At 34.4% G+C, this 19819-nt stretch carries 21 protein-coding genes and 1 tRNA gene; 8 read left to right on the forward strand and 14 right to left on the reverse strand.

Translation table 11 applies throughout. The features are described 5' to 3' along the window. Window positions 1–4: 4 nt before the first annotated feature. The 5 genes from EKM03_RS08010 to EKM03_RS08030 form a co-directional block, all read right to left on the reverse strand. Window positions 5–835, reverse strand: a complete 831-nt coding sequence (locus EKM03_RS08010) for a type 1 glutamine amidotransferase (protein ID WP_126740153.1) — start codon at window positions 833–835, stop codon at window positions 5–7. 40 nt (window positions 836–875) lie between these two features. Further along, window positions 876–1985, reverse strand: a complete 1110-nt coding sequence (locus EKM03_RS08015; RefSeq protein ID WP_126740154.1) for a carboxylate-amine ligase — start codon at window positions 1983–1985, stop codon at window positions 876–878. A gap of 68 nt (window positions 1986–2053) precedes the next feature. Beyond that, window positions 2054–2995: a RimK family alpha-L-glutamate ligase gene (locus tag EKM03_RS08020; protein ID WP_126740155.1), complete on the reverse strand. Its 942-nt coding sequence runs from the start codon at window positions 2993–2995 to the stop codon at window positions 2054–2056. Between the two features lie 18 nt (window positions 2996–3013). After that, the gene (locus EKM03_RS08025) at window positions 3014–3727 is read right to left on the reverse strand and encodes an esterase family protein (RefSeq protein WP_126740156.1); all 714 of its coding nucleotides are present in this window, start codon (window positions 3725–3727) and stop codon (window positions 3014–3016) included. 290 nt (window positions 3728–4017) lie between these two features. Continuing rightward, window positions 4018–4422: a glyoxalase gene (locus tag EKM03_RS08030; protein WP_126561575.1), complete on the reverse strand. Its 405-nt coding sequence runs from the start codon at window positions 4420–4422 to the stop codon at window positions 4018–4020. A gap of 67 nt (window positions 4423–4489) precedes the next feature. On the opposite strand from EKM03_RS08030, the gene EKM03_RS08035 reads away from it, so the two are divergent. After that, a complete protein-coding gene (locus tag EKM03_RS08035) occupies window positions 4490–4879 on the forward strand; it encodes an acyl-CoA thioesterase (RefSeq protein WP_126451631.1) in 390 nt (129 codons plus the stop codon). Between the two features lie 34 nt (window positions 4880–4913). On the opposite strand, the gene EKM03_RS08040 is transcribed toward EKM03_RS08035, so the two are convergent. Together EKM03_RS08040 and EKM03_RS08045 are read right to left on the reverse strand one after the other, a co-directional pair. Then, complete coding sequence (locus EKM03_RS08040) at window positions 4914–6170, reverse strand: mechanosensitive ion channel family protein (RefSeq protein ID WP_126459637.1); 1257 nt, start codon at window positions 6168–6170, stop codon at window positions 4914–4916. Continuing rightward, window positions 6163–6441 (reverse strand): DUF3817 domain-containing protein, encoded by a 279-nt coding sequence (locus EKM03_RS08045; RefSeq protein ID WP_126459634.1) that lies wholly within the window; start codon window positions 6439–6441, stop codon window positions 6163–6165. Before EKM03_RS08045 ends, EKM03_RS08040 begins: the two co-directional genes overlap by 8 nt. Window positions 6442–6543: 102 nt before the next feature. On the opposite strand from EKM03_RS08045, the gene EKM03_RS08050 reads away from it, so the two are divergent. The 3 genes from EKM03_RS08050 (at window position 6544) to EKM03_RS08060 (ending at window position 10215) form a co-directional block, all read left to right on the forward strand. Continuing rightward, complete coding sequence (locus EKM03_RS08050) at window positions 6544–7071, forward strand: DUF6155 family protein (RefSeq protein ID WP_126459631.1); 528 nt, start codon at window positions 6544–6546, stop codon at window positions 7069–7071. Between the two features lie 106 nt (window positions 7072–7177). Continuing rightward, a complete protein-coding gene (locus EKM03_RS08055; RefSeq protein WP_126451635.1) occupies window positions 7178–8722 on the forward strand; it encodes a DEAD/DEAH box helicase in 1545 nt (514 codons plus the stop codon). Window positions 8723–8865: 143 nt separating this feature from the next. Further along, on the forward strand, window positions 8866–10215 hold the full coding sequence (locus tag EKM03_RS08060) for a DEAD/DEAH box helicase (protein ID WP_126553277.1): 1350 nt from the start codon (window positions 8866–8868) through the stop codon (window positions 10213–10215). Between the two features lie 21 nt (window positions 10216–10236). Here the strand turns inward: EKM03_RS08060 and EKM03_RS08065 are convergent, their stop codons facing one another. Both EKM03_RS08065 and EKM03_RS08070 read right to left on the reverse strand, forming a co-directional pair. Then, complete coding sequence (locus EKM03_RS08065) at window positions 10237–11463, reverse strand: multidrug effflux MFS transporter (protein ID WP_126740183.1); 1227 nt, start codon at window positions 11461–11463, stop codon at window positions 10237–10239. A 187-nt stretch (window positions 11464–11650) separates the two neighbouring features. Continuing rightward, window positions 11651–12370, reverse strand: coding sequence for a sulfite exporter TauE/SafE family protein (locus EKM03_RS08070; protein ID WP_199736783.1), 720 nt, complete (start codon window positions 12368–12370; stop codon window positions 11651–11653). A 105-nt stretch (window positions 12371–12475) separates the two neighbouring features. On the opposite strand from EKM03_RS08070, the gene EKM03_RS08075 reads away from it, so the two are divergent. Both EKM03_RS08075 and EKM03_RS15265 read left to right on the forward strand, forming a co-directional pair. Continuing rightward, window positions 12476–12892 (forward strand): Lrp/AsnC family transcriptional regulator, encoded by a 417-nt coding sequence (locus tag EKM03_RS08075; RefSeq protein WP_126563760.1) that lies wholly within the window; start codon window positions 12476–12478, stop codon window positions 12890–12892. A 497-nt stretch (window positions 12893–13389) separates the two neighbouring features. Next, on the forward strand, window positions 13390–13509 hold the full coding sequence (locus EKM03_RS15265) for an SsrA-binding protein (protein ID WP_197037188.1): 120 nt from the start codon (window positions 13390–13392) through the stop codon (window positions 13507–13509). 16 nt (window positions 13510–13525) lie between these two features. Here the strand turns inward: EKM03_RS15265 and EKM03_RS08085 are convergent, their stop codons facing one another. Beyond that, window positions 13526–14038, reverse strand: coding sequence for an adenine phosphoribosyltransferase (locus EKM03_RS08085; RefSeq protein ID WP_126561571.1), 513 nt, complete (start codon window positions 14036–14038; stop codon window positions 13526–13528). A gap of 101 nt (window positions 14039–14139) precedes the next feature. On the opposite strand from EKM03_RS08085, the gene EKM03_RS08090 reads away from it, so the two are divergent. Beyond that, window positions 14140–14213: transfer RNA gene (locus tag EKM03_RS08090), tRNA-Arg, on the forward strand. Window positions 14214–14386: 173 nt separating this feature from the next. Here the strand turns inward: EKM03_RS08090 and EKM03_RS08095 are convergent. The 3 genes from EKM03_RS08095 to EKM03_RS08105 form a co-directional block, all read right to left on the reverse strand. Continuing rightward, a complete protein-coding gene (locus EKM03_RS08095; protein WP_126561570.1) occupies window positions 14387–15007 on the reverse strand; it encodes an L-threonylcarbamoyladenylate synthase in 621 nt (206 codons plus the stop codon). A gap of 13 nt (window positions 15008–15020) precedes the next feature. Next, window positions 15021–17357, reverse strand: a complete 2337-nt coding sequence (locus EKM03_RS08100; RefSeq protein WP_126740157.1) for an ATP-dependent helicase — start codon at window positions 17355–17357, stop codon at window positions 15021–15023. A 119-nt stretch (window positions 17358–17476) separates the two neighbouring features. Beyond that, window positions 17477–18244: a TSUP family transporter gene (locus EKM03_RS08105; RefSeq protein ID WP_126740184.1), complete on the reverse strand. Its 768-nt coding sequence runs from the start codon at window positions 18242–18244 to the stop codon at window positions 17477–17479. 129 nt (window positions 18245–18373) lie between these two features. On the opposite strand from EKM03_RS08105, the gene EKM03_RS08110 reads away from it, so the two are divergent. Further along, window positions 18374–18895: a hypothetical protein gene (locus tag EKM03_RS08110; protein WP_126740158.1), complete on the forward strand. Its 522-nt coding sequence runs from the start codon at window positions 18374–18376 to the stop codon at window positions 18893–18895. 3 nt (window positions 18896–18898) lie between these two features. On the opposite strand, the gene EKM03_RS08115 is transcribed toward EKM03_RS08110, so the two are convergent. Then, window positions 18899–19798 carry a patatin family protein gene (locus EKM03_RS08115; protein WP_126514825.1) on the reverse strand — a complete coding sequence of 300 codons (900 nt, stop codon included), beginning with the start codon at window positions 19796–19798 and terminating at the stop codon, window positions 18899–18901. Window positions 19799–19819 lie beyond the last annotated feature (21 nt).

Consider the following 19819-nt stretch of genomic DNA (forward strand, 5'->3'; position numbering starts at 1 on the left):
CGTATTAATTAGAAAGTGTCTTCTTTGTTTTTAGCAAGTCATTAATTGCTATTCGAAGGAAATTAGGAATCAAAGTTTCATTAGTTCTGTATATTTTATCATCATCTAATAAATCCTCCAGCATGTTTCTGAACTTCTTTTTTCCTTTCATATTCTTAATCTTTTCCTTTGCTTCTTTATTTCTTAAATGAGAAACAAAACTAATGGGATCCGCTTCCGGGTGAAATTGAGTACCCACAAAATAATCGGTAAAACGCACGGCCATAATTGCGCGTTCGTATTGTACATGATCCCTAATTTTCTCTAATGAAATAATTTTGGCTCCTTTTTTCGCAAAAATACTTAACTTGGGTTGAACCACTTGATAGTCTCTGGAGTCTATCGCATAAAAAGGGTCTCCTAATCCCTCGAACAAGGGATCCACAAGTCCTTCTTTGGTTTTATGAATGGTCATCACCCCAAAAGAAGTGTCATTTCGTTTGGTAACCGTAGCCAATCCAAAATGCAAACACGCCATTTGAAAAGAATGACAAATGAACAAAACATGTTTTTTAATACTATTTTCAGTATTCCATTTATTCAAGGAATCGATAAATTCATAGTATTTTACATCCCAGTTTCCATCACCACTTAAGGGATTTCCAGGTCCTCCAGTTGAAATATAAATGTCAAATTTATTCTTGTCCGGCAATTCACATTTTCCCCGAACATCAAATATTTCAAAACTAACAACGGGACTAAACCTATTGACTACATCAATAATACATCGCATTCCCTGGTTGGGTTCACCATTGTACATGTCCAGAAGGGCTATTTTTATAATTTTATTAGACATACTTTTTTTTAAAAAACAATGAACAAAGGTACTTTATATTTTATAATCCTTTCGTAAATTCTCCTGTTATGAAGTCAACCACACGGGAAAGATCGCCCGTTTCTTGAAAAATAGCCAGTTGCTTATCAGCACCGGTACCGTTTTTTAAAATTTCATGGACATAATTTATATCAGCACGACTTCCTAATTCATCCACCACATCATCAATGAAATCAAGCAGTTCCAGAATAAGCATTTTTGTTTCTACTTCTTTTTGCAAACCAAAATCGATCATACTATTCTCAATTCCGTAACGTGCCGCCCGAAATTTATTTTCTTTTATCAAAGCCAGTCGATACACATTAAAGCTAGTATTGTTCATGTTCAATTTGTAGAGTTTAGCTACAATTGCCTGAATAATAGCAACAATGCAAATGGTTTCATCCACTGTCAATGACATATCACAAATCCTGAATTCAATCGTATTGTAAAAAGGATGCAACCGTAAATCCCACCAGATTTTCTTTGGATTATCGATGCAATTAGTCTTTATTAATGTATCCAAATAATTCTCATACGAACTCACCGAATCAAAATATTCCGGCAAACCTGTCCTTGGAAACTTGTCAAAAACTTTTGTTCTAAAGGATTTATAGCCTGTTTTTCTTCCCTCCCAAAAAGGAGAGTTCGTTGAAAGCGCAAAAATATGCGGCAAAAAATATGTGGCCTGATTCATTAATTGCAAGCCAATCTCCCGATTTTCAATTCCTACATGACAATGCATTCCAAAAATTAAATTAGAACGTGCTGCATCTTGCAATTCATTGACAATATCGTGATAGCGAGGATCATCAGTTATCGGTTGATCTTGCCATTTCGAGAAAGGATGCGTCCCGGCACCCCCCACAATAAGATCTTGTTTTTCCGCTAATTCAACGATTTTAGAACGTAAAAACCGAATCTCATTTTTGGCATCATTCACATTATTGCAAATATTGGTACCCACTTCGACCACAGATTGATGCATTTCAGCCTTTACCTGCTCATTCAAAATGATCTTCGCACCATCTACAATTTTGGATAAATGCGACCGTAAATCTCTGGTTACAGGATCTATAATTTGATATTCTTCTTCTACACCGAGGGTAAAAACAGGTAATTTCTTTAACATAATTATTGTTTTAGTGTTCAGTCGCAGTCAAAGTTTACAGTCTGTTTACTGAATACTGTGACTGAAAACTATTTTACTGCATCTTTCATAAATGTTCCCCAAGTCAAATTCATCTTTCCGGATTTCTGTTTTTTTGCAGCAGCAATTGCCATTTTTGCTGCTTCCTCTACAACCCACTCAAAGTTTTCTGCACCTACCGAAGTTAATTCAGCATCTGGTGCTGGATTTCCAAAATCTATCGCATAGGGAATACCATCACGGACTGCAAATTCAACCGTATTAAAATCATAACCCAATCCTTTGCAAAGACGTAAAGTATAATCCTTAATAGTAGCTAATAATTTTTTATCCACAGGCGGCCCATCAAGTACATAACGCAAATGATGCGGATTTCTGGGTTCGTATTGCATAATCCTAACGGCTTTGCAACCCAAACAATAGACTCTGAAATACTCTGTAAAAACAATTTCTTCCTGTAGCATCATCACCAGTTGCCCCGTTTCCTTATGTTTCTCCCAAAATTCTTCGACATTTTCTAATCGATACACATTTTTCCAGCCACCTCCGGCATAGGGTTTCATATAAGCTGGAAAACCAATATAATGAAAAATTTCTTCCCAATCCATTGGGTATTTTAGGTTTCGGAATGATTTTCCAGTCGTATCCGTAGGATGTTCTGCCGATGGGAGAAGTACCGTATTAGGTAACGGAACTCCCAGAGTATCGGCCAATGCGTTATTAAAAAATTTATCGTCGGCACTCCACCAAAAAGGATTGTTGATCACATTTGTCCCTGTTAAAGCAGCATTTTTCAAATATGCACGATAGAAAGGGACATCTTGCGAAATGCGATCAATAATTACGGCATATTCTCCGTCTTGATTTTGAACTACTTTATCAATAACCACAGCTTCAGCTATGATTTCTTTTTCGTTTTTTGAATTGACACGATCTATGAAGGCTTGTGGAAATGTATCTTCCATTCCAAATAAAATTCCAATTTTTTTCATCTTGATATGTTTATAATTTTAAAAAAAATTTATTCTGGATAAATAATGTGGAAACATTTCGTTCCATACCGGCCAGTCGTGTTTTCGTTCCTGACGAATATCCAACCAATGATGAATGTTTCTATCGCTCAACACTTTACTTAGTTTTAAATTTGCATCAAAACAAATATCCCAATTAGACGTCCCAAGCACAATATCCATTTTCCATAATTCCGGATCATTAAGTCCATGTAAATAATCTTCCGGGCTGTTGTAAAACACATCATCGTCATGAAAACCATCCATAAAACTCTTGATATTAAAAGCGCCACTCATAGAAAACAAATGACTTACATAACCAGGATGTCTAAAAGCAAAATTTGCCGCATGATACCCGCCAAAACTGCAACCGGCAAGAGCCACTCTGCCTGAGGAGGTATTGTTCTTTACTTTTTCAACGATTTCGTGACAAATCATTTTATCGTACCTGACGTGGTTTTCTATACGATTTATAGGATATATATTTTTATTGTAAAAACTGTCTTTATCAATGCTATCAGGACAAAATATTTGGATCAAACCTTGTTCCAGATACCATTTTGCAGAATCAATCAATCCCATATCTTTATTTTCATGGTAACTCCCCATAGAAGTAGGAAATACAATTACAGGATATCCGGCATGTCCAAAAACCAACATTTCTATCTCTCTATTTAAATTAGGGGAATGCCATTTGAAATACTCTTCCTTCATGAAATTAGTTTTAACAATTATAATGAAAAAAATAACACAAAAAGCAGATAAAATTATACTTAACCCATATTTATTATAAAAAAGATTAGGATTAATAAATTGGATCTAAATGGTAAAATTTGGATGAATAAAGAGCCGTTTTTTAAATTATAAACAACAAGGCAACGTGTTTTAAAAGCTCTATATTTTTAATTATAAGGTTTTTAGACCTAAAATAAGCCTTAGGATCTTTCCTATAATTACTATTTGATTAGAGAACCCTAAATTTCTAAAATAAGGAAGAAATAGCGCTAGTTGCTTTTATTAATTTCATACAGTGATACATGACTTTTTAATCGTTCTACAAGCATACTCATCATTCTTTTATTGATATTGGAGGAGTTTTGTACATAAGCAGCATATTCATCGGCTGTAAATAAACCAATGATCATTCCTTTCAGAGAATTTCTAAACTTGATGTCTTTCTGGATTGCATTTTCCATGACGGATACTTTTTTATCAAGTGTATAACTGTAGAAATCAATTTTATTTTTGTTGACATAATTGAGGAAGGATGCTGCAAATAAGTCATTTTGCAACTTTAGAATGGGGCGTAACACCTCATTTTGAAATGATTCTTCTGTTGTGGATTGTGTGGTTACGGAACCTATTGTTTGTCCTCGAAATTCTTTTAAAAAAGTATCGCGTGCATTCATATTTTTTCTTTAAAATTAAATAAAATTGCGTCAAGAATACGTATTTTTACATTTATAAAGAAAAAACATGAAATTTCACACTAGAAAATGGGTAAAACCCGAAGATCTAAATCCTAACGGAACTTTATTTGGCGGTAAATTATTAGCTTGGATTGATGAAGAATTGGCTTTGTATACCATAATTCAATTAGAAAATACCAGAATCGTAACCAAATACATGTCGGAAATCAATTTTCGAAGTTCGGCCAGACAAGGTGATATTGTCGAAATTGGAATTGATGTTTTAAAATTTGGCACAACCTCACTCACGCTGAAATGCGAGGCGCGAAATATGATGACACGCGAAACTATCATTACAATTGATCACACCACAATGGTTAACTTAGATGCGGATGGAAAACCTAAGGCACATGGAAAAACAGCAATTGAATATGTGAAAAACAGATTATTAATTTGATACGAAGTGCATTTATACTTTTTAAGTAAAAAAATTAAACCTGAGATTCACTTTCTGCAGTTGTTTCAAAAATTTCTAAATCAAAATATTTTATGGAAGCAATGATGTGATCAAATATATCCGACATGATGTATTCATAGTTTTCAAATCGCTTGTCATGTGAAAAGGCATAAACCTCAAGCGGTACACCATGGGAAGTTGATTGTAACTGACGGCAAAGCATCAACATGTCTTTGTTTAATCCTGGATAATTGAACAGGTATTCCGTGATGTATTTTCGAAATAAACCTAAGTTTGTCAAATTTCGCCCATTAATAGCAATGGATTTGTCAATTTTATGTTTAGAATTATAGTCGTCTATTTCTAATTTGCGAGTGCCTATATAATCCGATATTAGATGAATTTTTTTTAAGTCATTTAATTCTGATTCCTCTAAAAACCGAATGCTGCTTGTTTTTATCAGAATGTGTCTTTTGATGCGTCGGCCATCTGAATTCAGCATTCCGCGCCAGTTTTGAAACGAATCTGAACTCAAACTATAGGTTGGAATTGTGGTTGTGGTATTATCGAAATTTCGAACTTTTACCGTTGCCAAATTGATCTCGATGACATCTCCATCGGCACCAAATTTATCCATCGTAATCCAGTCGCCAATTCGAACCATATCGTTTATGGATACTTGAACACTAGATACAAAACCTAAAATGGTATCTCGAAAAATTAATATGATTACCGCTGAAACAGCTCCTAAAATAGTTAAAAGCTCTTTTTTATCAATCTCAAATAATTTTGAAATGATTAATGTAATTCCAATTACCCACAACATAATCATGATTACCTGAATGAAACTGTCAATAGGTTTGTCGCTGTATCTTGGTTTTAGTTTTAAATAATCACGTAACGCATTGAAAATAGTTCGTATAATCCATAAAATCAGAATGATGATGTAGATTCCAACCAATTTCCCAAAAAAGCCTTCCCAATATTCAAATCGGTCTAAAATTATTGGAACAGATTTGTAAATAAACAATAGTGGAATTAAATGTGCAATGTATTTAGCCGTTTTGTTAGTTACCAGCAAATCATCAAATTTGGTTTTGGTTTTTTGGGCAATAACGGCCATAATAGTAACTAAAACAAGTCTAAAAATTACGTAGATGACATACGCCAATACACACAAAACAATAATGTTCAGCACCAAGCTAAAATAAGAAGCCAGACTGTTCCCTAAGCCCCATTTCCTGAGTACTAGATATAGAAAAGTGAATATTTTTTCTATTAATTTATACATTTCGCAAGTATTTCTTTTCTATGTAAAAAGTCCCAAAAGGAGGAATTGACGCAATACAAATGATAAAATACTTTTTAAAATTCCACTTTTCACTAAACTTTAAAATTGTTGCCAAGATAATGTAAGCAGTAAATAATACGCCGTGAGCCATTCCAATGTGTTTGACATAAATAGGATCATTAAAAATGTATTTCATTGGCATAGCAAAGAAAAATAACAATAAGGCGGATATACCTTCTACTATTGCTGTAACCTTAAAAATCTTAAGCATTTATTTTTTTTTAAGTGATAATTGACAAAATTAAGGATTATCATTGATTTACCACGCATTGATTCCTAAAGTAAATTACTTTTGTAATCTTAAACTTTGATAATGAGCAAACGAGATTTAAAAAAATATGTAGCCGAATTGAATAAAGAACAACTCGAAGAGCAAATACTCGAATTGTACGAGAAATTCAGTTCTGTAAAAGTCTATTATGATTTTGTTTTTAATCCAAAAGAAGAAACGCTTTTGAAGGAATGCAAACTCAAAATTTCCAATGAATATTATCCTCTGAAAAAATCCGGAAGGCGTAGCAAACCTAAAATGAGGCGTTCCGTTGCCCAAAAATACATTAAGCACTTTACGCTTTTGGGAGTAGATCCTTTTGTAATTGCGGATGTAATGCTTTACAATATTGAAATAGCACAAACATTCTCATCAGAACAGGATATAAAGCAAGAATTATTTTTCAAAAGCATGTATAATTCCTTTCAGCAAGCCGTTGTTTTCTTGATTGCAAATGGAATACTTACTGATTTTAAACCCAGAATTAGTGCCATACACACTGAAACTATTTTGCAAAAATGGTACAATGAACCAGAATTTAATGCCATTTTAGAACGATTAGAATATTAAATCCTCACATAATTCAAATTTATTTAATCATTCCGTTTATTTTTAATAAAAATTGATACTTAAACTGTTTTTTAGGCGTATTTTTGCAAAAACCCAACAATAAGCAATGTCCCAAAACACTTTAGAAATAGAAATAGAAGACAAAAAAGAACTTTATGCGTACCAAAAAGGCGATATAGATGCCATCTTTGAGCGCATTGATAATGCACCGCCACAACACCATTTGTTATACCAATTGCCCACCGGTGGTGGAAAAACAGTGGTTTTTTCTGAAATTGTGCGCCGTTATTTATCGCAACATGATAAAAAAGTAGTTGTTTTGACCCACAGAATTGAGTTGTGCAAGCAAACCTCAAAAATGTTGAAGGGTTTTGATGTGAAAAACAAAATTATCAACAGTAAAGTAAAAGAACTTCCGGATCAAAACGATTATTCCTGTTTTGTAGCCATGGTGGAAACTTTAAAAAACCGAATCAACGATGAAAAACTGCATTTAGATAATGTAGGATTGGTAATCATTGATGAGGCACATTACAATTCCTTTCGCAAATTATTGAGCTCTTTCAAAAATGCTTTTATTTTAGGGGTAACCGCAACACCTTTAAGCTCAAATATCAAATTGCCAATGCATGAAAGCTACGATGAATTAATCGTAGGAGACACCATTAGTTCCTTGATTACAAATGGCTTTTTGGCCAAAGCAGTTACCTATAGCTATGATGTGGGACTGACCTCCCTGAAAGTAGGGATCAATGGCGATTATACCGTAAAATCATCTGATGATTTGTACACCAATATGGCCATGCAGGAAAAGTTATTGCATGCCTACACGGAGAAATCATTAGGCAAGAAAACCTTGATTTTCAATAACGGGATCAACACCTCCTTATATGTATACGAAACGTTTAGAGAAGCCGGTTATGCCATTCGCCATTTAGATAACACCAGTAATAACGAGGAAAGAAAAGATATTTTACATTGGTTCAAGCATACACCTGATGCCATATTGACATCAGTGGGAATTCTTACTACCGGTTTTGATGAGCCTACCGTAGAGACCATAATCCTGAACAGAGCAACAAAATCGTTGACCTTATATTACCAAATGATCGGTCGTGGTTCCAGAAAATTACCTAACAAAGACATTTTCAATGTGATCGATTTAGGGAATAACGCCGCCCGATTTGGCCTGTGGAGTGAGCCGGTAAACTGGCAGCATATCTTTAAATCTCCGGAGTTTTACCTGGAAAACTTACGAGACGATACAGAAATAGAATTGTATTTTAAATACAGCATGCCACCGGAATTACGTGCTAAATTCAGTAAAACAGAAGTAGTAACCTTTGATGTGGATGAAGAACACAAACTCATTATCAAACAAAATTTACGTTCCAAAGTAGTGCTAGAAAAATCCCTAGAGCAACATGCCGCCATGTGTGTGGATAATTCTGAAACCTTACAAGAAGCAAAAGCGCTGGGAAAAGAACTGGATGATGACATTGATTGTCGCATCAAGCGCTATTCAAAATGTTTGAGCCAGTGCAGTAAAAATTACCGCGAATGGCTAGTAGATGATTACAAATTGAAACTGGTATTATTGACCGGGAAAAAATACCGGGAAAAAATCATGAACGAACCGGATGAAGAGTAATATTTATTTTTCAAGGAGCTAATCCCGCTATTCGTTTCAATCTTTTATTTTTAAAGAAAAAATAAAAGGATTTTCACTGCTATCGGGGCTAAAATTACCGTTACAAAACAACTATTTTTTATAAAATATAAAATTCAAAAAAAATGCCAAAACAATTCTCTGATTTAGGAATTTCAGCACCAATAGTAAAAGCGATTACCGAATTGAAAATTGTTGTACCAACAGAAATTCAGCTAAAAACGATTCCGTTACTTTTGTCAAATACAACGGATATAGTTGGACTTGCTAAAACCGGTACCGGAAAAACAGCCGCATTTGGATTGCCAATTTTACAATTAATAGATGTAAAATCACCTTTGATTCAAGCAGTAATTCTTGCACCAACTCGGGAATTAGGCCAACAAATATTTAAAAATTTAGAGTCTTTTGCCACCTTTTTGCCTGAAGTTTCCATTGCAGCAACATGCGGAGGAATTCCAATCAAACCGCAAATAGAACGCCTTGCAACACCTACACATATTGTAGTGGCAACGCCCGGAAGATTAATTGATTTAATTCAGCGCAAAGCCATAAACTTAAAAGAAACCAGATTCCTCGTGCTCGATGAAGCCGATGAAATGGTGACTATATTAAAAGAAGGCTTAGATGAAATTATTGCTGAATTACCAGCAGCGCATAAGACTTTTTTATTCTCGGCCACCATGCCCGGAAGCATAAAACAATTGATTCAAAACTATTTGAATAAAAATGTGGTACATGTCAGTGCCAATATGGAAACAGTAGGTAATCAAGGAATTGATCATCAATACATTGTGGTAAATCCTATTGAAAAACTGGACGTTTTGATGCATTTTCTGAATTCTAAAGAGGGTGAACGCGGTATCATTTTTTGTAAAACAAAAGCAGCAGTCAATAAATTAGCTAAAAACTTGGCTATCAATAGGTTTTCTTCTGGTGCATTACACGGAAGTTTATCGCAGGGAATTAGAGACCGAATCATGGAGCAATTCCGCGAAGGACATATCAATATATTAGTCGCAACAGATTTAGCAGCAAGAGGAATTGATGTAAAAGAAATTTCTTATGTAGTCAATTATCATTTGCCTGATGTGTATGAAGCATACGTACATCGTAGCGGTAGAACTGCAAGAGCAGGAGCAAAGGGACTTTCATTGACGGTATTGCAGCCGGAAGAAGTAGTTGAAATTGCTGAATTCGAAAAAGAATTGGGAATACAATTCAAAGAATTTAAAAAACCAACTCTTGCCAGTATTGAAGAAAATAATACGTTGTTATGGGCGAAGCAAATCTTCAAGACAAAACCCAATCATGACATCGCTACAGAATTAAAAGATAAAATAAAAACAGTTTTTCATCATTTGACGAAAGACGAACTAATAGAAAAGGTCCTGGCCAATCACTTGCTTCAAGCAAAAAATGAAGTCCTTTCAAAAACGGAGAAACCAATAAAAAAACAAAAAAGAATGAATTAATTCATTCTTTTTCATAAACTGTTAATGAGCTATTACAATTTCATCATCTGAAGTTGTAATGGCTTTTTTTATGTTTCGTTTTCCGATAATTAAAATAATCAATGCCAGTATTGTTGATGTTGTCATAATCAAAACCATTGGTAACATAGAGCTTTTTACAAAAACACCAACCGCAAAAGAGGCCAAAGCACCTAATCCCAATTGAATCGCACCCATGAGGGCTGACGCGCTTCCTGCATTTCTTGAAAAAGGAGCAAGAGTCAGTCCTGCTGTATTAGGATTAGAGATTCCTAAACACGCCAAGAATAAAAACAGCATGGCGATTGTTTCATACAAACCTAAAAGACCATTGATTGCTAATGTCAGAAATAAAACACTGATTACCGACTGTGTAATTAAGGCCCCAAAAATCATTTGTTCACTGGTAAATTTCCGCAATAAAAAAGAATTAAGCTGACTGGCGCTTATAAAACTCAAAGACATAAAGGCAAAAATCCAGCCATACGTTGTACCATCTACTTTGAAAATATCCATAAATAAAATAGGAGAGGCTGCTACATACGTGAATAAACCAGAAAAAGCGATTGCTCCTGTAAACGCATAGGTGTAAAATTGAGGCACTTTAACAATGCGTATAAAATTAGAAATAATTGGTTTTGGCTTTAATGAAATAGAAGTGTCCGGTTTGAAAGTATTAGGCAAAACAATTTGAGCCGCTACAAGAATTACAATTCCCATGCACATCAGTATAAAAAATACAGTATGCCAACCGTAATAAGTAGTAACATAACCGCCTACAGTGGGTGCCAGCATTGGCGAAAGCCCTACAACCAACATCAATAAAGAAAAGACTTTAGGTATCTCTTTTACAGGAAATAAATCCCGAACCATTGACACTGAGGCTACCGTAGCAGCACAGCTCCCAACAGCCTGAATGAATCTCAGCCCTATAAAAGTATCAATATCAGTGACAAATGCGCAGCCCAAAGAGGCTAATATGTAAACCAATAATCCAATAAAGAGCGGTTTTTTTCGGCCAAAACGATCTAATAACGGACCATAAAGCAATTGTCCAGCAGAAATTCCAATAAAATAACTGGATAATGTCATGGACACATTGGCAACAGAAGTATTCAAATCTTTAGCAATTCCGGCAAAACCAGGTAAATACATATCAATTGAAAATGGGCCAAGTGCGGTAAGAGAACCTAAAATGAGGATTAATTTAATGTATTTTTTTTTGTTCATTTCGGTATTATTCATTGAAGTCGCAATTTTTAATTTTTTGCAAAGGTAAATAATTAAGATGCGAATCAAACCACTTTGCACACTAATGTGATCTATGATAATGGACAAAGAGCTGCTAAATAAAATAAATTTAGCACTGTCATTGACCAGTAATGTGATAAAAGCAGAGTCAATACAATTTCTATAATTATACTTTAAAAACCAGCAATACTCCTGATAGAAATAATAGTCCTAAAATGATTCTTTTTATAAGCGCTTCATTAAGTTTTAAATAGACTTTTTTGCCCAAAAATAAAGCAAGAATAAGAAAAGGCACAACATAGAGGGAATTGTAAATTTGGTTCATAGTAATCACGCCACCTAAAACCAAAACAGGCATTCGCATCAGCGTAACCAGGCCTAAAGTACCAAACATGGTAGCCCTAAATGTCTTTATATCGTTAGTTTCATTCTGAACAATTATTACATATAAAGGACCTCCGGTAGAAAATAAACCAGAGAAGAAACCTCCTAGAAAACCCAAAAAGTGTTTCGTTTTTTTTAAAATCACTACTTTTTTTTTGACACGAAGACTATTTAATACAAATAGGATAATAAAAACACCCAACGCCTGCTTTAAGATCAGAGGTTTTCCATAAACTAGAACCACTATTCCGGTAAGCACTCCAAAAAAGGAAGAAAAAGCAATTTTTTTTAATAAGCTTTTGTCTATATGTTCCCATTCTTTATACACATAAATAGGAGAGGAGACCAAATAAAAAATAGAAAGATACGAAACTGCTTCAGATAAAGGCATGACTAACAACAAGAAAGGTAAAGCTATTAAAGCACCGCCGAAACCGATCATAGTTTGAATAAAAAATCCTGTGAAAATTCCAATTGTAAGTAGTAATAAAGTGTTATCCATGGTTCAAAAGTACTATTAGCACTATAAATATCTAAATTTAATCCATCAATAAACAAGTAATTTTCCGTTAAAAAGTTGTAATTTTAAGCATTTAAAACTTTTTTAATGGTTGATACTCTAGATTTAAAAATAATAAAGCAATTAGAAATAAACTCAAGAGCTTCCTATGTAGAAATTGGGAAACAAATTGGACTTTCACCTTCTTCCGTAAGAGAACGCATTCAAAAACTGGAGGATGCTGCTATTATACAGGGATATAAACTTCAGCTGAACAACCAAAAACTGGGATTTGGATTAGAGGTTTTTATTCTGTTCAAGTTATTTAGTGGAAAACTACAGCTGTTTTGTGATCAGCTGAAAGATTTTCCAGAGATAAATGAGGTTTTTAGAATTACTGGACCCCAAAACATTATTATGAACGTCGTTCTAGTTGATCAAATGCACCTACAACAATTTATTGATCGGCTTTTAGTTTATGGAGAGCCTACAACTCACTTGATTTTATCTGATTTAAATAAATAATATAGGATCGTCTGTTTCTTAAATCAAAAATTATTCCGTTACTATTAATAGTTTAGTTTTACGTTAGCTGCCAAAACCAAGGTAAAGCGTCGTAACACAAAGAAATACTTTAAAACCATTAAAATGGCCTATATTTAGATTAAAACAGCATAAATTATAACAAAATAATGTGATTTTAAGCTTTTGAGACGTATTTCTCTGAAATCGGAAATGGTGTCAGCCAATCGTAAAATTATTTATAGCAAAAGACTGTAAAAATGAATATCCTTCATGTTAAATAATTTAAGGAAGGATTGTAATCGTTTAATGTAACTAAACAGTGTAATTTTTTTGTCTAAATGTAGTGTGTCTTTTTTGCGCTATAATTTATATTATGTAAAATAGCTTTTTTAATTATAATATAAACATAGTGTGCTTTAGAGATAAAAAAGCATCACCCAATCAAAGCCCTCTTTACCCTCTTTCTTTATTTTTATCTTTTTACAAAACAAAACGATATGTATAAAATCTTGGGCCAACTCAACAAAATCATTTTACAGAGTTTCACCAAACAGGGATTGGATTTGGCTAAAGCCAAGAAATTGCAAATCGCGATTATTGCTTTAAGTATTACGTAATCACACGAACCTTAAATTAGTATGTAATTGCTACAAAAATTTCATTTCCTTTGATTTTTGTCCTTCCATTTAAGAAAGCTAATTCCATCAGGAAATTGCATTGCACGATTTCACCACCTAATTGTTCCACCAATTCACAAACTGCTCTTGCGGTTCCTCCGGTTGCCAATACATCATCGTGAATCAGAATTCGGTCTCCTTTTTGAATTGCATCAATATGGATTTCTAAAGTATCCGTTCCATATTCTAAATCATACGTTGCCGAGATGGTTTCGTAAGGCAACTTGTTCGGCTTACGAACCGGAATAAAACCAACATTTAATTCTTGTGCAATCAACATTCCAAAGAAAAATCCACGACTTTCTACTCCTATTACCTTGTCAATTTTTTTATCTTTCAAGGATTCAACCAGTATTTCAAGACATTTATTCCTTGCTTCGGGATTAATTAGTAACGGAGTGATGTCTTTAAACAAAATTCCTTCTTTAGGAAATCCCTGAATATCACGTATATACTTTTTTAATGGCATATTTTTTTGTTTTTTTACAATTTTAGACTTGCAAATTACACATTTATACTTATATTTGCACCCGCTAAGACGCCTTAATTAAGACATCAATAGCAAAAAAAGGCCTTGTGGCGCAACTGAATAGCGCACTTGATTACGGCTCAAGAGGTTACTGGTTTGAATCCAGTCAAGGTCACTTCAAAAATCCTTAAACATACTGATAATCAGTGATTTAAGGATTTTTTACTTATAAATTTGTAGGGTTTTTGTATTATGGCTTTTTGAAGTTGGTGACTATAGATTTGTAACTTCTTGGGAAACACAAAAATTTATGGTAAATCGGCAACTATTTTGCCAAAAATTTAAATCTTATAAAATATCTAAACTTCCTTTGCCTTCTCTAACTACAACTGGCTCATCACCCGATAAATCAATAATGGTGGATCCTATATTGTCTCCATAACCTCCATCAATAACTAAATCAACCAGGTTTTGCCATTTCTCAAAAATTAGTTCCGGATCCGTGGTATATTCTATCACATCATCTTCATCATGAATTGAGGTAGAAACAATAGGATTCCCTAATACTTTAACTATTTCTAGAGCAATCGCATTGTCTGGAACCCGAATTCCAACGGTTGTTTTCTTTTTAAATTCTTTAGGCAAGCTATTATTTCCAGGTAAAATAAAAGTATACGGCCCTGGCAACGCTCTTTTTAATAATTTGAAAGTTGCTGTGTCTATCTGCCTCACATAATCCGATATGTTGCTTAGATCATGGCAAACAAAAGAAAAATTAGCTTTATCCAGCTTTACTCCTTTTATTCTCGCTATGCGTTCCAATGCTTTGGTATTGGTAATATCACAACCCAAACCATAAACAGTATCCGTGGGATAGATCACTAAACCACCTTCTTTTAAAACCTTAACTACTTTGGCAATTGCTGCTTCATTAGGTTTGTCTTCGTATATTTTTATAAATTGAGCCATTTTTTTTAGTTTTTCATCCAATAATATCCAGTTTAGCAAAACGCAACAGTAATTTCTTTATTCCGCCTACTTCAAATTTGATTTCGGCTTTTTTGTCGGCTCCCACTCCTTCAAGGTTTAACACTTCGCCTTTCCCAAAACGTTCGTGCATCACTATATTACCAGCAACCAGTTTATTATCGAATAAATTAGCACTTCCTGAAGCAGCATTATTACTAACAGGTTTCAATTTACGAATATTTATATCCGATTTAGGTTCATTATCTGTATTATATTTGGTCGGCGGGGTTCCGTTAGCTGGTTTTGCCAGACGCAATCTAGATTTATCTACATCACCAAAAATATCGCTATCAATCATTGGTTTATACCTGTAATTATTTTCAGGAGGTGTAATGTATTCCAGATATTGACTATCGATTTCCTCAATAAAACGCGACGGTTCACTATCAGTCAATTTTCCCCAACGGTATCGTGATTGTGCATAGGTCAAATACGCCTGTTGCTCTGCACGGGTCAAAGCCACATAAAACAAGCGGCGTTCTTCTTCTAGTTCGCTTCTCGTGCTCATACTCATGGCACTCGGGAACAAATCTTCTTCCATTCCCACTACAAAAACATGAGGAAATTCTAATCCTTTAGCTAAGTGAATGGTCATCAACGCCACGCGGTCTTCATCACTGGTGTCTTTGTCTAAATCAGTTGCCAGAGCCACATCTTCCATAAATTCAGACAAAGCGCCACGAGCTCCATCCACTTCTTTTTGGCCATCTGTAAAATCCTTAATACCGTTTAGTAATTCCTCAATATTCTGAATTTTAGCCATTCCTTCCGGTGTAGCATCTTTTTTTAATTCCTGAATTAATCCTGTTTTTTTGGCAACATGATCCGCTAAATAAAACGCATCCTGATTTTCATTTATAGCCTGAAAACTCTGAATCATCGTAACAAAATCTAATAGTTTTTGCTTGGTTCCGGAATTCAGTTTTAAATCAATTCGCTCTATGTTTTGCATCACTTCAAACATCGAACGTTTGTAGTGATTGGCTGCAATGGTTAGTTTTTCGATTGTTGTATTCCCAATCCCACGTGCCGGATAATTAATTACCCGAACTAAAGCTTCTTCATCTTTTGGATTAATAACCAATCGTAAATAACACAAAACATCCTTGACTTCTTTTCTTTGATAGAAAGAAAGTCCACCATAAATCCGGTACGGAATATCTCTTTTTCTAAGCGCATCTTCCATAGCCCGGGATTGTGCATTGGTCCGGTACAAAATGGCAAACGCACCGTTAGGCATTTGATTTTGCATTTTTTGCTCCCAAATCGTACTGGCTACAAAACGGCCTTCTTCGTTGTCTGTTAAACTGCGGTGAACCTTTATTTTGGGACCAAAATCATTGGCGGTCCAAACGATTTTGTCCAGTTTTACTTTATTTTTATCAATAATAGTGTTTGCTGCTTCAACAATATTCTTTGTCGAACGGTAATTTTGTTCTAGTCTGAAGGTTTTTACGCCTTCATAATCTTTCTGGAAATTCAGTATATTATTGATGTTTGCACCACGAAACGCATAAATACTTTGTGCATCATCGCCGACCACACAAATATTCTGAAATTTATCGGATAAAGCCCGAACAATAAGATATTGCGAGTGATTTGTATCTTGGTACTCATCTACCAAAATATAGCGAAAACGGTTTTGATATTTGGCCAGAACTTCCGGAAAACGAGTCAGTAATTCATTGGTTTTTAATAACAAATCATCAAAATCCATGGCGCCTGCTTTAAAACATCGGTCCACATAATTTTGATAAATTTCGCCCATTCGAGGTTTTTTAGACATTGCATCCGCTTCTTGCAAATCAGGATCATTAAAATATGCTTTTACCGTAATCAAACTGTTTTTGAAATTTGAAATTCGGCTTAAAACCTGTTTGGGTTTGTACACATCACGATCCAGTTGCATTTCCTTGATTATTCCGGAAATGGCACGCAATGAATCCTGAGAATCATATATGGTAAAGTTTGAAGGATAACCAAGATGTTCGGCTTCTGAGCGTAAAATTCGAGCAAAAACCGAGTGAAATGTTCCCATCCAAAGATTTTTTGCCTCTCCGGCTCCCACGATATCCGAAATTCTTTTTTTCATTTCTCGGGCCGCTTTATTGGTAAAAGTAAGCGATAAGATACTAAACGCATCAACACCCTGACTCATCAAATAAGCAATTCTGATAGTCAACACCCTCGTTTTACCGGAACCTGCACCCGCAATAATTATCATGGGTCCGTCTTTTTGCAAAACGGGTTCACGTTGGGCTTCATTAAGTTGATCGATATATTTGTGCATGGAAATTTTTAAGTTTTATTATGCAAAAATAGCGATTTTGAATGAGGTTTTCAGTACCAAAAAACAACAATTGGCTAATTCATTTTGCGACTCTTCTTAATAAGATATTCTTGTATTTATTATCTCAAAAACACATCGTACGCAAAACGGATTAAAGTCCCAACAACTACAACTAGAAAAAAAATCCGAATAAAACTATTTCCCTTGTTAATGGCTATTTTTGCTCCAATCCATCCGCCTAACGCATTGCTGGCAGCCATGGGTAGTGCAATTGCCCAAATAATTTTTCCTTTTAAAATAAACAAACATATAGAACCAAAGTTTGTCGCCAGATTCACCATTTTCGCATTTGCGGAAGCGTGCAGAAAATCGAAACCCATAATGGCAATAAAAGCCACAACCAAAAAACTTCCGGTTCCCGGTCCGATAAATCCATCATATAAACCAACTACAAAACTGATTCCAATAGCATTCCAAATTTGAGTTCTTGGGGAATGATTTTTTTCAATATGTTGTCCAAAATTTTTCTTGGCGTACGTGTAAACAACTAAAAAAGAAAGAACCACCAATAATAACGGTTTCATAAAATCATTGCTTACATACGTCAATAAAGTAGAACCCAAAAATGCCGATGGAAAGGCCAAAAGCATCATAATCGACAACAATTTCCAGTTCATATCTACCTTTTTTAGATATTGATATGCTGCAAAGGAAGTACCACTAAAAGCAGGAACTTTCAAGGTTCCAATTACGGTTGCAACAGGAAGATTCGGTAATAAAACCAATCCCATAGGCGTTTGTATTAATCCGCCACCTCCAACAATTGCATCAATAAATCCAGCAGCAAAGGCCGCAATACAAAGTAAAGCCAAAACGTAAGTCTCCATCATAGTATTCAATTAAAATATTCTTGTTACGAACAACAAAAATAGCATTCGGTTTCATTTATTGCTATTAAATAGAAATTGATTTATACTCAAAAAAGTATATTTTTGCTAAATAATTTTCACATCAAAATGGATTCTACAAAAATCATAGAAATTCTGGGCTACACAATACCTTCACTAATTACTGGAGGTGTTGCTTATTATTTATTTAACGCTTATTTCAAAGACCAACAAAATACAAGACGCTGGTTATTACAAAAAGACGCTCAAAAAGACTTATTGCCTCTGCGCTTGCAGGCTTATGAGCGTATGGCTTTGTTTATGGAACGGATCAATCCTTCAAAACTTTTAGTTCGAATTACCCCTCTTTCAGAAGATAAAAACGAGTATCGCAATTTTGTAATTGCACAAATCGAACAAGAGTATGAACACAATTTAGCACAGCAAATCTACATTTCGGATGAGTGTTGGTCCATTATTGTTACAGCCAAAAATGCAACCATTCAAATGATTCGTTTGGCAACAACTAATGAAAGAGTAAAAGACGCAAATAGTTTGCGGGAAATTATCATTGAAGATTTATTAGACAAACCTTCTCCAAGCACTGCAGCATTGGCTTATATTAAAAACGAAGTGGGACAATTGTGGTAAGAGTTATTTTATATCACTCATAATTTCACTTTTAGTCAATGCGTATTCGTAACCTTGTTTCCACCATTTTTTCATTTCTGTTTTATTAAAAAAAAGCGCATTATCAGTCAAATGCGTTGGAGTATAATAAAAATTTATGGTTACATTATTATTCTTTGCTGCCAAAAGACCAATGGCAATGTCCTTTTTCTTTACCTGTTCGAGAACAGTCCCAAATAAATTTACCAATAAAGAGAAAGGGTTTCTACTGATAATTTTTTTACTAATTTGGGTTTCTGTTTGCAAGATAATGACATCAATTTCTGTTGCTCCTCGATTTATGGCTTCTCGAATTGGTACTAAATTGGTAAATCCACCATCGCCATAATCACTTCCTTTTTTATTAACCAAACTCATGAAGGGAAGATAATTACATGAAATCCAGATCCAATCACAAAACTCAGAATATTCAAAATCTTTAATTGACTTGTACTCCACTTCATTAGTGCTCAAATTGGAAACGGTAATAATAACATCTTTGCTCCCGGCTTTTAACTCTTTAAACTCTTCACGAGTAATGGATTTTCGAATTAATTTTCTCAAACTATAACTTTCTCCAAAAGTCTTACTCCCTCTGATGAGATTGATTAGTACATTAAAATGGTTTATCGAAATAACAAATACCCCATTTTTATTTTTTACAAAAAAAGGACGTCTACTAAAAATACTGGACTGATTTACAGAGGTAAAAATTTCTTTTATTTTTTCAATTTTATTTAAAGCCAAATGAGGAATCAGCAAACTTCCAGTTGAAGTTCCGACGAAAAGATCATATTTATCGGCTTCTTTTTCTAAAAGAAATTCTGCTACCCCGCCTGCAAATGCTCCTTTACTACCACCCCCTGAAATGACTAATGCTTTCATCTATTTTATATTGAAATAATA

The organism is Flavobacterium sp. GSP6 (genome assembly GCF_003984855.1).
Classification (GTDB): Bacteria; Bacteroidota; Bacteroidia; order Flavobacteriales; family Flavobacteriaceae; genus Flavobacterium.

What these genes read in the sequence shown, in the direction of transcription:
- EKM03_RS08045 (WP_126459634.1), bottom strand. Translation starts at nt 6,441, where the DNA reads ATGCTTAAGATTTTTAAGGTTACAGCAATAGTAGAAGGTATATCCGCC.
- EKM03_RS08015 (WP_126740154.1), bottom strand. Translation starts at nt 1,985, where the DNA reads ATGTTAAAGAAATTACCTGTTTTTACCCTCGGTGTAGAAGAAGAATAT.
- EKM03_RS08085 (WP_126561571.1), bottom strand. Translation starts at nt 14,038, where the DNA reads ATGCCATTAAAAAAGTATATACGTGATATTCAGGGATTTCCTAAAGAA.
- EKM03_RS08025 (WP_126740156.1), bottom strand. Translation starts at nt 3,727, where the DNA reads ATGAAGGAAGAGTATTTCAAATGGCATTCCCCTAATTTAAATAGAGAG.
- EKM03_RS08030 (WP_126561575.1), bottom strand. Translation starts at nt 4,422, where the DNA reads ATGAATGCACGCGATACTTTTTTAAAAGAATTTCGAGGACAAACAATA.
- EKM03_RS08105 (WP_126740184.1), bottom strand. Translation starts at nt 18,244, where the DNA reads ATGGAGACTTACGTTTTGGCTTTACTTTGTATTGCGGCCTTTGCTGCT.
- EKM03_RS08100 (WP_126740157.1), bottom strand. Translation starts at nt 17,357, where the DNA reads ATGCACAAATATATCGATCAACTTAATGAAGCCCAACGTGAACCCGTT.
- EKM03_RS08010 (WP_126740153.1), bottom strand. Translation starts at nt 835, where the DNA reads ATGTCTAATAAAATTATAAAAATAGCCCTTCTGGACATGTACAATGGT.
- EKM03_RS08055 (WP_126451635.1), top strand. Translation starts at nt 7,178, where the DNA reads ATGTCCCAAAACACTTTAGAAATAGAAATAGAAGACAAAAAAGAACTT.
- EKM03_RS08065 (WP_126740183.1), bottom strand. Translation starts at nt 11,463, where the DNA reads ATGAACAAAAAAAAATACATTAAATTAATCCTCATTTTAGGTTCTCTT.
- EKM03_RS08020 (WP_126740155.1), bottom strand. Translation starts at nt 2,995, where the DNA reads ATGAAAAAAATTGGAATTTTATTTGGAATGGAAGATACATTTCCACAA.
- EKM03_RS08060 (WP_126553277.1), top strand. Translation starts at nt 8,866, where the DNA reads ATGCCAAAACAATTCTCTGATTTAGGAATTTCAGCACCAATAGTAAAA.
- EKM03_RS08050 (WP_126459631.1), top strand. Translation starts at nt 6,544, where the DNA reads ATGAGCAAACGAGATTTAAAAAAATATGTAGCCGAATTGAATAAAGAA.
- EKM03_RS08095 (WP_126561570.1), bottom strand. Translation starts at nt 15,007, where the DNA reads ATGGCTCAATTTATAAAAATATACGAAGACAAACCTAATGAAGCAGCA.
- EKM03_RS08075 (WP_126563760.1), top strand. Translation starts at nt 12,476, where the DNA reads ATGGTTGATACTCTAGATTTAAAAATAATAAAGCAATTAGAAATAAAC.
- EKM03_RS08110 (WP_126740158.1), top strand. Translation starts at nt 18,374, where the DNA reads ATGGATTCTACAAAAATCATAGAAATTCTGGGCTACACAATACCTTCA.
- EKM03_RS08040 (WP_126459637.1), bottom strand. Translation starts at nt 6,170, where the DNA reads ATGTATAAATTAATAGAAAAAATATTCACTTTTCTATATCTAGTACTC.
- EKM03_RS08070 (WP_199736783.1), bottom strand. Translation starts at nt 12,370, where the DNA reads ATGGATAACACTTTATTACTACTTACAATTGGAATTTTCACAGGATTT.
- EKM03_RS15265 (WP_197037188.1), top strand. Translation starts at nt 13,390, where the DNA reads ATGTATAAAATCTTGGGCCAACTCAACAAAATCATTTTACAGAGTTTC.
- EKM03_RS08115 (WP_126514825.1), bottom strand. Translation starts at nt 19,798, where the DNA reads ATGAAAGCATTAGTCATTTCAGGGGGTGGTAGTAAAGGAGCATTTGCA.
- EKM03_RS08035 (WP_126451631.1), top strand. Translation starts at nt 4,490, where the DNA reads ATGAAATTTCACACTAGAAAATGGGTAAAACCCGAAGATCTAAATCCT.